Raw genomic sequence first — 14,421 nt, 5'->3', positions numbered from 1 at the left:
CTTCTTCACTACAGTGGCCTGTTCCCGATCCGCGTCGAGAGCGTTGCCGGTGCCAGCCCGAGGCCGACCGCGTTTGCCGAACCTCTTGCGGGGCAGTGCTTTCGCACGGGCCCGGTTCCACGTTCCGCGGCGTACCTCATCGAGCGCGGCGGTGGCCCAGGCCACCACATGAAACGGATCCGCACACCGTATCGCCTCGGGGCAGCGTTCGGTGACGACTTTCGCGATCCATGCGGCGGCATCGGCGGTGACATGGGTGATCGCCGCGCACCGCGCCTCGCCGAGTGCATCGAAGAACAGCCGCAGAGTGGCTGCGTTACGGCCCTGCGCCGCCCACACCAGCCGGCCCGAATCGTGATCAACGACCACCGTCAAATACTTGTGGCCCTTCTTGTAAGAGATCTCGTCGATCCCGATTCGGCGTAACCCCTCGAAACGATCGAAGGTCTCACAGGTTTCCGCCCATACCCGATCGAGGATGGAACCAACCGTGCGCCAGGCGATCTGCGTCAACTCACACACCGCCCCTTTCGAACACCGCGTCGCCAGCCAAGCCACGGTCTCATCGAAGGACTTGGTGTGCCCGGCCCCGTGCCGCGCCCAGGGCACGGCCGCGACGACGACCCCATGCTCACGGCACGACACCCGCGGCGTCCGCGCCTCGATGAACACCGAGGTCAACCCGGCATCCAGCGCCCTCCACCGCCGGCGCCCCGGCCCGTTGTCATAGCCTGGGCACCGACGCTGACACATCCCGCACCGTGACCGGGCTTGGGACCTCGGCCGCACCGAGACCACCACACACCCCTGGTCTTCGTCGAACTCGACCGCTTCCACGACCGTCTTTTCGACACCGAGAACCCCGGCCCATATCCTGTTGTTGCGCACGCCGTTATCCGTATCCGTAGCGACCTGACCGTAGACAAGCCAGAACGCTACGGGGACAACGGCGTGCGCCCCCTATTCGGCCCCTAAATCACCCACAGATACGTCAGAAGAGCCCAAAGCCCCACTATATGAACGACTCATGCGAGGTTCTCGAACCAAGTCGCGAACCGCAATATCCAGGCTTGTGCCGTCGAACTTCCGCCACAATCGTCGTCGATGCAGCTTGCCGAAGGCGCGTTGTCTAAGGCGTCGGCGGTAGCTGCGCTCGATCCAGGTCGCGATGGCCAGTCGTAGTTCGGCTCGAGTGGACCATCGGTGTCGATCGAGCACGTTGCATTGCAGAAGTGCGAAGAGCCATTCAATGGTGGCATCGTCTCCGCACACGGCGACGCGGCCCGTTGACCCATGTAATCCGTTGTGCGGTAGTGCCCCAACGAACTTACGTGATCCGGAGGGGGTCGGGATTCGTGTAGAACGCGGGATCGGACTGAACCATCATGAGCGGTTTTTGTCGGCGAGCCAGCTTCGGTGTTTGATCAGCGCCCTGCGCGCCTGCTTGGCGAGCACCTGGTCAGGCAGGTGCCGCCCCAGTGTCTCGAGCACTCTTGCTGTCTCGGTTGCCGGGTGACGCCAGAAGAAGTCGAGCATGCCGTCGGGGTCGTGGCCATCGAGAAACTGCTGGCATAAGACGTCCGGATGGTCGATCAGCTGGGACAGTATGTCCACCATGACGCCCGGGGTAATGAACCCGCCGACGGTATCGCCGTCGGCCAGCCCGTGATCGAGCAACCAGACTGCCGCATGCCCGGCCGTTGCGGTGTCGAGTAGTTGTCGCATGTGCGGTTCGGCCACGTCTGTATCGAACATTCCGAGCAGGTGGAGTCCGACCAACCTGGACCGCGCATCCGTTGAGTTGATGATCGAAGCCGCGACGATTCCAGCCCGCGCTGACCCCGGCAAAGCAGGCTGCCACGCGGCGAGAAATATCGAATGCTGTTTCCTCGGAGCAGAACTCATCACGCTCGCCAGAGTGTCCACATCTACCGCGGTCAGGTCGGGCGCATGACCAACGACGTCGGCCTCCGGCGGCTTCGTCATGTTGAAGTTGGTGTGCTCGGTGATCGCTGCGCACATAGCACTTTCGAGCGTGTTCGCGAGGCGCGCAAGTAATCTGCCATGGTCAGGACCACCTCGTAGGCGTCCCATGTGGCTGAGGAACAAGCTGAACTCCACCATCGCCTCGCACACCTCACCGGCCACATCTGCGGGAAGTTCAAGTTGGCGGGGGCACCAATCGAGCAAGAAGGTGTAGACGTCTTCTTCGTCGAGCGTCTCCAAAGGCGTGTTGGCTCGCCACCGCACAAACGCTTCCGCGTGCTTCACCAACTCCCTCGCGTCCGCGGCGTCTTCATCGAGCCAGTCTGTGAAGTCTGCGAGTAACTCGTTCGACATGGCTTCAGTGTGGCGCGTCGCACCGACAAGCCAGGTGAGTTGTCATGCGCCGACGGTGTGGAGGTGGGCAGAGGCTATCCACACCCCGAGACGATCGGTGCCCGACGACCTGGCGAAACCGACTCACGCTGTACGCGCGCTCCATTCGGACGTTCGTTCGGGCGTCGCCTCGGTAAGCGCCTCGCGCGTATCGTCCGCGCCGAAATCTATGCCGTACAAAAGCGTTCCGGGCTACTGTCGCCACCATTCGGAAATCGGACCGGCATCAATGGGATCGAATCCAAGTTGTTTGTTCGACGATGCCGTGGACCAGCTCACGGCCCGGGCCGTCCTCGCCGGCGATCGGGAGTGCGATGCGGTTCGGAGTGCCGAGCCTAGAGGGAAACTTTCCCGGACGGTCACTGACTCCTGTCCTCACGGATGGAAGTTCCACTGGCCGCAATCCTGGGCCAACACGTCATTGACATCGACTTCAATCCCACCGACCACCGGCCCGGGATTCGACGCGGTGGCCACGATGCGCTGGTGGAGAACCGCGGCGGGGTAGATCTGACCACCAGACCAGGACCGTGTCTGCCAGGCCCACACGTGGCCGGGCGAACGCGACCTGCCGATGACGCCATCGGCCGCAGCCCACTTGCACGCTTTGATGCCCCCGTAGATCCCGGTGCGCTGCACGCCGATAACCGAATTGATTCCGCGAAACCACTGCAGCACGACGTTGTTCCACGTCTCGCGGTCGATGTCGTCATCGACGCTGAAGAAGATCGGTGCGCTCTGGCCGCCACCCGCGGCGGTATGGAGCTGCCAGCCGGTGCGACCGTCGGCGACGCCACCGGCGTACCCGCGGGTGAAATCCGACGGCGCTGTCCCGCCCGGCTTGCCAAATTGGTAGTTGCTGACGATCACCAAACCGGTGGCGGTCAGCGACTGGGCGTAGGGCAGGGTGATCGGCTTGGCGCCAAAGGACGAGCCAGGCCGCGATGTCGAGACGTAGTTGATCACCCCGGCGTGGCCGGCGGCCCGGATGTCCTGTGCTGGGATCTGGCGCATGGCGTAGTCAATCAGCGTGGGAGCGGCCGCCGCCGCCGACGGTGCGCCGGCACCCGCTGCCACACTGATCCCGGCCAGCGCCGACGCTGCGGTGGCGTAGCGCAGTGCAGCGCGCCGGGTCATTGGCACCGGCCGATGTTAACAAAGTGGCGACTGTGGCTACTGTGACATCGAGGGTTCGATGCCGGTTCGATGCCGCACCGTTACTGCACCTACCCAGCCGGCGTCACGTCCCCGCCGGAACCCTTGACCGACGCCTTCGCGCGCTTCTCGGCCCGCACGGCCTTGGTGCCGCGCACGAACCCGGCCGCAGAGACCGACACGGAAAGCAGGGCGTCCTCACCGTTGACGAACGGGTGAAATCCGACGCCGGCGCCACCACGGCCCTTCACCGCGATGTCGGCGACTTCGGTTACCTTCCAACTCTTTTCAGACTTCGACAGGATGGCCTCGCCGTTACTGCAGGTGAGTGGCAGCGCGGCGATGACCTCATCGCCGGGATCTGTCAGCTTCACTCCGGCCACCCCGTTGCCGGCGGCGCCCTGCGGATTCACCGCGGCGGGGTCGATGCGAAGGACCTTCCCGCGCCGAGTCACCAGTGCCAGATGCGAACCAGGCGCCAGCACTCCCGAGCGCAGCAGCCCGGTGATGTCGGGCGCGACGGGGATGTCGCGGATTTTGTACGGCAGACCACTGCCGGCGGTGAACTTGATGCGCCCGTCGGTCCACACTGCCCAGCCCAGACCTGAGGTGAGCAGGTCGCCGTGGCTGTCGGAGAACACCCCGCGATCATCGAGTCGCCAGGCGGCGTTGACTTTTCGCTCGCGTGTCCCGTCCTCCTCAGCACTGGACGTCACCGGGGTCGCCGAGGCGTCCAGCACCGTGCGGCGATCGAACTCGGGTCCGTCGAACAGTTTTGCCGTCTCTTTCAGCTCGTTGTTGATTACCTTGCGTCGTGCATCAGGACTCGACACCAGCTCGGTCAACGCCGCGAACTCGGCGTCCAGCTTGTCCGCCTCGGCCTGCAGCTCGATCACGTCGAGTCGGGTCAGTCGACGAAGCTGAAGTCCCAGGACGTAATCGGCCTGCTCGGCGTCGATCGAGAAACGGTCTTGCAGGCCCTGGCGGGCCTCGTCGACGGTGTCTGATCCACGAATCACCGCCACCGCGGCATCGATGTCCAGGTGGATCGTCAGCAAGCCGGCGACCAGATGGCGTCGCGCGGTGACTCTCTCCAACCGATACTCGCTGCGACGCAACACCACCGAATCGCGCAGGGACAGGAACGCGGCGATCAGCTCACGCACCGACCACCAGCGCGGCACCCGGTCCTCATCGAGGGCGACCAGGCTGGCGGCGAACGTCGACTCCAGCGGTGTCAGCGCGAGCAGTTGCTCACGGATGGTCTCGGCACTGTGGCCGCGTTTGGCGGTGACGACGATGCGGAGCCCGTTGCGCCGGTCGGTCAGATCGGACATATCGGCTACGCCGGACATTTCGCCGGACTCGACCAGGGCCCGGATCCTCTCCTGCACAGTCGAACTGGCCACGCCAGGAGGCAGTTCGGTGACGATGACGTTCTTCCCGTCGACCGTCATCGAGCCGCGCACCGTGAACGCTCCCCGGCCGGTGGTCATGTATTCACGTAACCCGGCCGTGCCGACCACCGTGGATCCGCATCCCCAGTCCGGGCCGGGAATCAGCTCGGTCAGCTTGTCGTCCGACAGGTTCGGCTTGGCCAGCAGCGCTCGGCAGGCGGCCATGATCTCGCGCGGATTGTGCGCAGGCACTTTGGTGGCCCAACCCTCGGCGATGCCGACGGCCCCATTGCAGAGCAGCACCGGCCAACGGGCTGGCAGCACCGTCGGTTCGGTCCATTCGCCGTCGAAGGTGGTCACCATCGGCACGGCGTGATCGTCGAGTTCGGCGGTCAGCGCTGCACCGGGCGCCGACAGGCGCATCTCGGTGTAGCGGTCAGCCGCGGGGATGTCACCCTGAATGCGGGGGAACGCGCCCTGCCCGTCAATGACTTTCACGCGCTGGAACTCGGCCGCCATCAGTGCCGCGGCCCCGTACATCGACGCGCCGCCGTGCGGATGCAGGTTGCCGGTGACGGCCGAGCAGACCTTCGAGGACTTCTGCGGTTTGTTGCCGGGCAACAGTCGGGAATCGTGCATCTGGTAGAGCAGACGTCGCTGGCCGGGCTTGAGTCCGTCGAATGCGGAGGGGATGGCACGGTCGCTGACGCTGTAGAGCGCGAACGTCAGCTGGTAGTGGTTCCAGTAGTCATCGGCGCTCTGGTCGAGCACCAAGTCGGGGTTCTGCTCGATGATGGCAGTCATGTCGTGCTCCTAGTCGAGGTCGAGAGCCAAGGTGTCGACACGGGATGCGACATCGGCCATCCACGTGCGCCTACCCTCGGGCGGCCCGCCGAACAGCGTGTGGTGCAGATTCTTTTCACCGTCGTCGAGATGCACCCGAATGACCGTGCGCCGCTGCGGATCCAGCACGGTGTTCCAGAAGTCGTCGGCATCCATCTCGCCAAGGCCCTTGTTGCGCTGCACTTCCACCTTGCGCTTGGAGGTGGCGCGCAGCTGGGCGACGGCGGCGTCGCGCTCGGACTCGTCCTGGCAGTAGATCCGCTCGCTGCCGTCTTTGACGACGAACAGCGGCGGTAGCGTGACGTAGACCATCCCGGCTTCGACGAGCGGGCGGTAGAACTCCAGGAACATCGAGATCAGGCTGGAGTTGATGTTGCCGCCGTCGGGGTCGGCGTCGGAGGCGAACAGGATCCGGTCGTAGCGGCATTGCTCCGGGTCGCAGTGGTCGCGTAGCCCGCAGCCTAGGATGCGTTCGATCGAGTCGAACTCGTCTTTGATCCGCGCCTTGCTCACGGTGAATCCGTAGACGTTGGGCGGCTTGCCTTTCAGTGGGAAGGCCGCCTGGAACGTGGCGTCGCGGGCTGCTTTGATCGTGCCCAGCGCCGAATCGCCCTCACACAGAAACAACTCGGCACCCGATCCGCGTCCGGTCTCCCTGCTGGGCAGCAGCTTCGGTGGCAGCGACAGATTCGTCCCAAGGCCCTTGGCCTTGGACGCCGCACGGGATCGGGCCTTCGCTCCTTCGGCACTGCGCCGTGCCCGCGCAGACTCCAGGGCCAGTTTCGTCCACAGTGACACAGCGTCGCCGTTGGCGGGGTTGGCCGCCCAGATGGTGACGCTACGCGCCACGTCCGGGGCCATCGCCATGTTCAGCGACCGGGATGACACCGCGGTCTTGGCTTGTGAGTCCCAGGCCACGTCGGGTGCGCGGGTGTCGACCGCCAGCGCTGTGACGGCATCGAAGTCTTGTGCTTCCGGGCCTTCTTCGCCTTTGGCCAGGCCCAGGTCGCGGATCCGTGAAGCGCGGTCGGCCAGCGCTTCGGAGAGCCCCTTCACCGCGGCCGTCAGATGAGATCCGCCGCCGGGGGTGCGCACGGTATTGCAGAACGCGGCCACCGTCGCCGGTTCGGCCGGGCCAGCGGTCAACGACCAGCGAAACGGGGTGGGGCCGCGGCCGGTGGTGTACTCGCCTCGACCCTCCACGACGGCGCGGACGCCCGGTAGGGGTGTGCCGGCGGCGGTGCACATGAGGTCCAGGAGCGTGTCGGTGCCCCAGGGGCCGCTGAACGGCTCGATCAACGCTGGCGGAATCTCCTCGCCGGGCCAGCCTTCGTCGACGACGACCAGGTGCACACCTCGCGACATCCGCGATGCAGCGTGTGCCCGCAGCAGAACTTCGCCGATATTGACGCTGGAATCTGGCACCACCGCCGGATCGAACAGGATTCGCACCGTGGTGCCGTGCGCGTCCGGCTTGCGATTGCCAACACCACGCAGGTTCTGCGCGTCAGCGCGGGTGAATGGGGCGGCCGGGTCGAAGTCCTTGCCGTCGAACACGCCTGGATAGCCGCTGCCGAAACTCTGGAGGTAGGTCTTTCCGGCTCGGCGCACCGTAACGTCGGTCCGCGAGGAGATGAATACCGCTGCCGCGGCGCCGATTCCGTTCAGGCCGGCACCCGTGCTGGCAGCGTCGGCGTGTACGGAGAACTTACCGCCCGCCCGCGCGGTTCCCAGCGTCTTGACGATGCCGTTCTTCCCGTTCACCGGGTCAGAGTCGACGGGCAAGCCCCGGCCGTCGTCGGCGACGCTGACCGATCCATCGGTGTGCAAGGTGATCGTCACGGTTGACCCGCCGTGGCTGGGATCGGCGACCTCTTCGACCGCGTTGTCCACCAGCTCGCGCAGCGCGGTGTTGAGCACGTCCAGGCCGAGGTTCACCGCAGGCCGCAGGCGTGTGTGTTGGACATCGTCGAGCTCGGTGATGTCGGCGGCGGTGTAACTCACTGCTGGTCTTCTCCATCAATGCCGGTTGGGGTGCCGGAGGAATGGTAGACGGTCGATCCGACAGGCGAGGACCTCAGTGGCAGGTCCGGATGAACGGCGTCAGCTGAAAATCGATGCCCTTACCTGCCGGGTGAAGTCATCGGCGAGCACCCAGGCCCCGTCGAGTTGGCTGCGCTGAAGCTTCAACTATGCCAGCTCTGAGGTGAACTGTGTTGTGCGCGTTCAGGTGTCGCTGCCCGCGGTGGGCTGGCCCGCCAAGGGACGGCTGGAAACGCCTTTCAAAGGGCCGGCAGCGTGTGTTCGACAAGCGGTCCGGCCCACATGGGCGCGCCTCAGTGCGGCAGCTGAGCCAGCCAGTCCGACTCCCCGTCGACAGATCGATCATCGATCACCACCAGCGGTACCCAGGCTTCGGAAAGGTTTGCAGGACAGTGAGATTGTGTGCGGCGATGGCGTGCGGGTCGTAACCGATCGGTAGGCCCACCTTAATGAGATCTTGGGCCTGCTGAGGAGCGCCGACGCGATCGGCCGCATCAGCCAATTGATCGTTGCTCAGATCCGTGGACCCTTTCTCTTTGGGTTGTAGGTCGGCCGAGTAGATCTGCTCGACGAATCGCCACGTGATGTCACTGGCTTGCGATTGACCAGCTACCACGTAGGTCGCGTAGATCGCTCGGCTGGCATATGTGCCGCTGGCGGAGTACTTGTCCAGGAAGTCGACGTACCGAAGGTTCACGCGGAGCGTGCCGGCCGCGATTCGCTTGCCGATCTCGTCGCCCTGCGCACGAATCATCCTGCCGCTGTATGGACACAGCGGATCCACGTAAAGGGCAATCTGCCCGGGCGCATTGGGGTCGCCGATCGAGATTGCATCGCCAGCCGGTGCTGCCACGGCCCCGTGCGCCAGGCTGGCGGGGCCCCACATCAGGAGCGCCGCGAACACGCCGAGGCCTGCCCCGCCAACACGCATCAATCGGTTCACCATCGTCGAGATCATGGCTCCATCATGTCCTGCCCTTGGGGGCGGAAGTCGGCGCAGCCATCAACCATCGCTCAGCTGCCGAGTCCATGCGTCATCGCCATCTCGTCCGAGTCCACGTACCCGTTGCTGATGACAATCAGCTAATAGTCGGGCCGGAAGGTTGGGCCACCGGCGCACGAGTTCGACTTCGACCAAATGGCTTACCTCACGGGCTTTGTCGTTCCACACCGCGACCTGGTCCTCGACCATGAGTGCGTCGAATCGACCCGTCGCGACGACCGCCTCAATCCTCGTCCACCTCGAGCTGGTGCCATCTGTGCGGTACGGCATGCACCCGTCGGCCCATCGCCCGCCAAGCCCGGCCGCGATCGTGTTCCGAAATATCGCTTCGCATGCAGCGCCCGCCTTACGGGATGCGGCGCTTCATTTCACGGTTCACCAGGGTTTATGCAACGAAGATTGACCGACTTCCGCGACACGCCGAAGATTGGTCAAAGTAGCCCGGCGATTCCGGTCAATCTTCGCTGCATCTCGACAGCTGCTACTGTACGTTCTCAAATTCGACCCCATCTTCTCAAAGTCGAATTCATAATCGACTATTTGCCAATGGTATTCGGTCCGCGTTGTCACTTTGAGGAGGCGGGGCAAGGCGTGTCGTGCGCGGTCCTTGGCCACGGTCGTATTACTGCAGCCGTGAGCGCGAACCCGAATCGTGAGGATCGCGGCGCGATGACGCGCCGGATTCGCCTCACCGCCCGCCAGCTCCATGGCCAGTTCCTTGTGCCGGCGCGATCGGTCCACGGGGCCGGTGACTCACGACTCAGGTCGTCATCCGACATCTGTGACTCGAGGAAGTTCGTCTGCAGAAGCACGTGAGCCGGCGATCGGTTCGGATCGACCCGATGTGCGAGGTAGGAGCGTGTCTGTTGTGAGATTCTGTGTGGGTGCCAGTTGATCTGGCGGCTGCCCCTTCGGGGGTCGTAACGTTTTTGTTCACCGATGTCGAGGGTTCGACGCGTCGGTGGGAAGCGGACGCCGATGCGATGCGGACGGCGCTAGCCGCGCACGACGAGGTTCTGCGCGGGGCGATCCAAACGCACGGCGGCTTCCTGTTCAAGCACACCGGTGACGGGGTGTGCGCCGCGTTCTCGTCGCCGAAGTCCGCGGTGGATGCAGCGGTGGCCGCGCAGCGGGCGCTCGCGTTGCCGGTGCGGATGGGGCTGGCGACCGGGGAAGCCGAGCCGCGCGACGGTGACTACTTCGGCGCGGTGCTCAACCGTGCTGCGCGGGTGATGGCCGCCGGTCACGGTGATCAGATCCTGCTCGCCGATTCAACAGCGGTACTGCTCAGCGGAGTAGACCTGGTCGATCTGGGACCGCGGCGCTTGCGGGATGTTCCGATGCCTGTCGGGTTGTTTCAGGTACGAGCGCCGGGGCTGCGGGCTGATTTCCCACCCTTGAAGACACTCGATTCGAGCCCTGGGAACCTACGGCCGCCCGTCACCAGCTTTATCGGTCGCGAGTCGGAGGTCGCCGAGATCGAAGCTGCTGTGCGAGCGCATCAGCTGGTGACGTTGACCGGCGTGGGTGGGGTCGGCAAGACCCGCCTCGCATTGGCCGTCGCGGCGGCCCTGGCTGATGAGTTCCCAGAGGGCGTCTGGGTTTTCGAGCTGGCCGCTGTCACTGATCCGGCTGCGGTGCCTAGCGCGGTGGCTGCGGTACTGGGCTTCACCCAACAAACGGGTAAGAGCGTGGCTGACAGCGTGGCCGCCGCACTGGAGGGCCGAGTCCGGTTGTTGGTCATCGACAACTGCGAACACGTGCGCGACGCCGCCGCTGATTTGATTGAGGCGATTCTCGCGCACTCCGCCACTGTGAAGGTCTTGGCCACCAGCCGGGAAGGTTTGGGGGTCGCCGACGAGCAATTGTGGCCGGTGCCCTCGCTGGACGTTGACGAGGGGACCGACTCGGCAGCGGTGAGCCTGTTCGTCGACCGCGCCCACGGCGTGGCGCCGCACTTCTCGGTGGCCGAGGCCGACGAAGGGGCCGCGGTGCTGGAGATCTGTCGCCGACTCGACGGTATCCCGTTGGCAATCGAGTTGGCGGCCTCGCGGATGGCGTCCATGACGGCCAGCGAGGTGCGTGATCGTCTCGATCAGCGGTTCCGGTTGCTGGTCGGGTCGCGGCGCGGGCTGGAACGCCACCAGACGCTGCGCCACGCGGTGGCGTGGTCCTACGACCACCTCGAGGACGCCGAGAAGGCGCTGCTGGAACGGTGTGCGGTGTTCACCGGCGGCTTCGACCTCGAAAGCGTTTGCGCGATAGCGGGATTCGATGGTCCCGATGACTACGCCACCCTGGATCTGCTCGATGCCGTGGTGCGCAAGTCGCTGCTGGTGGCCGATCGGTCATCGGGACGGACCCGATTTACGATGCTCGAGACGATCCGCCAGTTCGCCGAGGAGCAACTCGTCGCACACGGTGCGGCGACCGAGGCCAGGGCCGCGCATGCCCGCCACTTCGCCGGCCGCGAAGCCGCCGTCCTGGCCCTGTGGGACAGTCCCCGGCAGAGGGAGGTGTACGCGTGGTTCACCGTCGAGCTGGCCAATCTGCGGACGGCGTTTCGGTGGGCGGCCGACCACGGCGACCGGGCCGGCGACCTCGATGTCGCCGCCACCATCGCCACCTACGCGGCGTTTCTCTGCAGTCTGGTCGAACAAGTATGAGCCGATAGCCTGGGCCGAAGAACTCATCGAGCCCGCTCGGGCCGTCGACCATCACCGGTTGGCGTTCCTGTACGTGGTGGCGGCACAGCACTGGAGGGTGGGCCGGATCGAGGCCGCTGTCCGCTACGCCGACGCCGCCCAGCTGGTAATCGGCAGTGGCCGCCACGACGTGCCGTTCGGCTTCGCGGGCCTGCTTGGTGCTGCGTACGTCGACATCGGCCAGCCTGAACGATGGGCCGAGTCGTGTCGCGCCCAGCTCGCAACCGGCCGCGACACTCACACGCTCACCAGGGCATGCCTCGTGATTTCACTGGCGCTCGCCGGTTCGGATAAGGAGGCGAGGGCAGCCGCGAACGGGCTGATCGAGGCCGCCGAGGCCATCCGCAACCCGCATGTACTCTCGGCGGCGCTTCTCGCTTGCGGGATCGCTCTCCGCGCCGCCGATCCCGCTGCAGCGCTTGACGTCCTGCGCCGGGGCCTCGTGATTTCTCACGACAGCGGCAACCGCTAGGACGAGTCACTTCTGGCAAGCATCGTGTCCCAACTCGAGGCCGAGTGCGGAGATCCGCTGGCCGCGCTCGACTACGTCACCGTGTCGATCCGCAACCTCCACGACGCGGGCAGCACCACCTTGATCCGTAGCCCGCTGGCGGTCCTCGTCGCCCTTTTCGACCGGTTCGGACGCGCTGAGCCGGCGGCCACCATCGCCGGCTTCGCCATCAGCCCCCTCACGAGGGCGGCCTTCCCCGAGATCACCACCGCGATCGCCCACCTACGCGAAGTCCTCGGCAACCAGACGTACGAATCGCTCGCCCGCAAGGGCGAGACGATGACCGCGGCGTCCATGGCGACGTACGCATACGACCAAATCGACCAGGCCCGTGCAGAACTGAACGCCGTCTCGAAATAGGCCACACGTGAGTGTCTCGAAACCGTGTACCGGATCTCGGGCATCACCTGACATGACTCCAACCTTCCCAAGAAGTGTGATGTGTCCCGGGTTGCATGGGGTCGGTTGGCTTGACTTTTTGGTCACGCCGTCGCTCGAAGGAGCCGTGTCCGAGCGTCTGACCGACCGGTGTCCCACTCCGTCGATACTGTGCTCGGTCAGGAACAATCCACAGCTACCGGAGAAGGGTCTTCATCCGATGTATCTGCAGAGTCGAACCCGGCGGTGGCTACAGGTTACGGAACGCCGAAACATTGCTCGGCCAGGGTGTATAGATGATCCAGTAATTCGCAGCGCACGCGCATGTGCCGGGCGCCAGGCAAATCAGCGGACGCGACAAGCGTGTCACGGCAATGCTGCCATTAGACCAACTGATGCTCACGCGCGAGAGCCAGCCTCTCGCACCGAATAGCTGGCTGGCCTGCTGTCCATACTGTGCCCACCCGACCACATGTGGACGATTCTGAAGGGGCACTTGACCTTCGATGGCAGCTGGAACCCGATGCCACTCGACTGGGGGCCGAAGCGAGATACCAAACCGTGGACCTACTTCGGCAACGACGACGTCGCGCGGGATCTGCGGGAGCTCAATGCGACTGGCCTTGAGGTGACGCCCGATGTTGCGCAAAGGCTGAAGCCGGTACGACAACTGTCCGAGGCGTTGAAGGCAATTCCGCGGACTGACCCAGAGGGAATTGTGATGGCTGCGGTGCGCCATCGAACACTGCAACACATGGACAACGCAAGGACGCAAGCAGTGGACGGAGTTCATCGCGTCCTATCTTCTCGACGAATTCACGAGGGTCTCTTTCCTCAAGCGCGCCCTTGAGCACAACGGGCAGGCGATGCAGGTAGGGGGGAATCAAACGCAGGAAACGGACGGCTCCGGGTGACGTCGGGGAGGGGGCGTCGGGAGCGCGTAAAAATGGGGCCTCATAGGACTGACGACCACCCCAGCATCGCGTGGCCTGCAAAGATCAGGTCGTGAGGCACGACATCATCTGCGCCGGGGGCGGCGGGGCAGCCACGGCCGTGCTGCACGCCCTGGCGCACCTGGACCTCAGCGGAGGCCTGGCTCGCGACCTCTCCGTGCTCGTGGTGGACCCTGTGCCGCTGGCCGACACTGCCGCACGGCACCGCACGTGGAGCTTCTGGGCCGAGGGGACTCCCAGCGTCGCCCCGGCCGTCACCGCGTCCTGGCGTCACGTCCGGGTCCGTGGGCCCCGCTCCGATCTGCTCCTGGACCTCGACCCGCTGCGGTATCACCTGATCCGCTCGACCGATCTCGCCGAGCTCACCGAGGACCGGGCAGCGCGGGCTCCGCACCTGCACGTGACCCGGGTCCACGCGGCGGTCACGTCGGTCTCGCAGCGGGGCACGACGACGTCGGTCACCTGGGACGGCGGCGGGGCCGAGGGTGGCCTCGTGCTGGACTCCCGCCCGAGTGCACCTGCACGAGCCCCGTCGGTCTGGTGGTGGCAGCACTTCCGCGGTTGGCTCTTGCCGCCCGGTGCCGTCGGGGAGACCACCGCGAGCTTCATGGACTTCCGGACCCCGCAGCCACAGGCGGGGCTCTCGTTCGGGTACCTGCTCCCGCTGCCCGACGGGCGGGCGTTGGCCGAGTACACCGAGTTCTCACCCGACCGGCTCGACGACGCGGGCTACGACGCGGCCCTGCGCTCCTACCTGGACCTGCTGGGCGTCGCCGGGAACGTCACCCCCGAGCACGTGGAGACCGGCGCGATCCCCATGACGGATGCGCAGTTCACCCGGCGCCCGTCCTCACGTGTGCTGCGGATCGGCACCGCGGGAGGAGCGACGCGCGGCTCGACCGGGTACACCTTCGCGGCGATGCTTCGCGACGGGCACGCGGTGGCCCTATGGGCAGCGGCGGGCGGCCCGGCCCGGGACACGCCGGTCGACGTCGCGCCGCCTTATCCGGCCCGGCATCGCTGGTTCGACTCGGTGCAGCTGCAGGCCATGGCC

Annotated in this window: 9 protein-coding genes and 3 pseudogenes; 4 read left to right on the top strand and 8 right to left on the bottom strand. The window is 65.5% G+C overall.

What is annotated here, in order from left to right; all coding sequences use genetic code 11:
• The 8 genes and pseudogenes from VET27_RS14785 to VET27_RS14750 form a co-directional block, all read right to left on the bottom strand.
• Positions 1–888, bottom strand: an 888-nt coding sequence (locus VET27_RS14785; protein WP_526519342.1) for an ISL3 family transposase, incomplete at its 3' end; no start/stop codon positions are given.
• Between the two features lie 219 nt (positions 889–1,107).
• A pseudogene (locus VET27_RS14780) lies at positions 1,108–1,335 on the bottom strand (IS3 family transposase); the annotation flags it as partial.
• 48 nt (positions 1,336–1,383) lie between these two features.
• The gene (locus tag VET27_RS14775; RefSeq protein ID WP_526519340.1) at positions 1,384–2,340 is read right to left on the bottom strand and encodes a hypothetical protein; all 957 of its coding nucleotides are present in this window, start codon (positions 2,338–2,340) and stop codon (positions 1,384–1,386) included.
• A 123-nt stretch (positions 2,341–2,463) separates the two neighbouring features.
• Positions 2,464–2,710, bottom strand: a pseudogene (locus tag VET27_RS14770) (NADP oxidoreductase); the annotation flags it as partial.
• Between the two features lie 44 nt (positions 2,711–2,754).
• Entirely contained in the window at positions 2,755–3,516 is a 762-nt protein-coding gene (locus VET27_RS14765; protein WP_526519344.1) for a glycoside hydrolase domain-containing protein, read from the bottom strand.
• 89 nt (positions 3,517–3,605) lie between these two features.
• Entirely contained in the window at positions 3,606–5,735 is a 2,130-nt protein-coding gene (locus tag VET27_RS14760) for a DNA gyrase subunit A (protein WP_526519338.1), read from the bottom strand.
• A gap of 9 nt (positions 5,736–5,744) precedes the next feature.
• Positions 5,745–7,778 (bottom strand): toprim domain-containing protein, encoded by a 2,034-nt coding sequence (locus VET27_RS14755; RefSeq protein WP_526519336.1) that lies wholly within the window; start codon positions 7,776–7,778, stop codon positions 5,745–5,747.
• A 332-nt stretch (positions 7,779–8,110) separates the two neighbouring features.
• Positions 8,111–8,748: pseudogene (locus tag VET27_RS14750) on the bottom strand (DsbA family protein).
• 956 nt (positions 8,749–9,704) lie between these two features.
• On the opposite strand from VET27_RS14750, the gene VET27_RS14745 reads away from it, so the two are divergent.
• The 4 genes from VET27_RS14745 to VET27_RS14730 all read left to right on the top strand — a co-directional run.
• Positions 9,705–11,486 carry a winged helix-turn-helix domain-containing protein gene (locus VET27_RS14745; RefSeq protein ID WP_526519334.1) on the top strand — a complete coding sequence of 594 codons (1,782 nt, stop codon included), beginning with the start codon at positions 9,705–9,707 and terminating at the stop codon, positions 11,484–11,486.
• A gap of 58 nt (positions 11,487–11,544) precedes the next feature.
• Positions 11,545–11,997, top strand: a complete 453-nt coding sequence (locus tag VET27_RS14740) for a hypothetical protein (protein ID WP_526519332.1) — start codon at positions 11,545–11,547, stop codon at positions 11,995–11,997.
• A 24-nt stretch (positions 11,998–12,021) separates the two neighbouring features.
• Complete coding sequence (locus VET27_RS14735) at positions 12,022–12,396, top strand: hypothetical protein (RefSeq protein WP_526519330.1); 375 nt, start codon at positions 12,022–12,024, stop codon at positions 12,394–12,396.
• Positions 12,397–13,419: 1,023 nt separating this feature from the next.
• Positions 13,420–14,421 (top strand): lycopene cyclase family protein (locus VET27_RS14730; protein ID WP_526519328.1); only part of this gene is annotated, 1,002 nt, incomplete at its 3' end.

The organism is Mycobacterium sp., assembly GCF_035633495.1.
Lineage (GTDB): Bacteria > Actinomycetota > Actinomycetes > Mycobacteriales > Mycobacteriaceae > Mycobacterium.
This window is presented reverse-complemented; position numbering and strand designations above follow the sequence as displayed.

Coding starts and splice junctions, on each gene's coding strand:
- VET27_RS14775 (WP_526519340.1), bottom strand. CDS start 2,340: ATGTCGAACGAGTTACTCGCAGACTTCACAGACTGGCTCGATGAAGAC.
- VET27_RS14765 (WP_526519344.1), bottom strand. CDS start 3,516: ATGACCCGGCGCGCTGCACTGCGCTACGCCACCGCAGCGTCGGCGCTG.
- VET27_RS14760 (WP_526519338.1), bottom strand. CDS start 5,735: ATGACTGCCATCATCGAGCAGAACCCCGACTTGGTGCTCGACCAGAGC.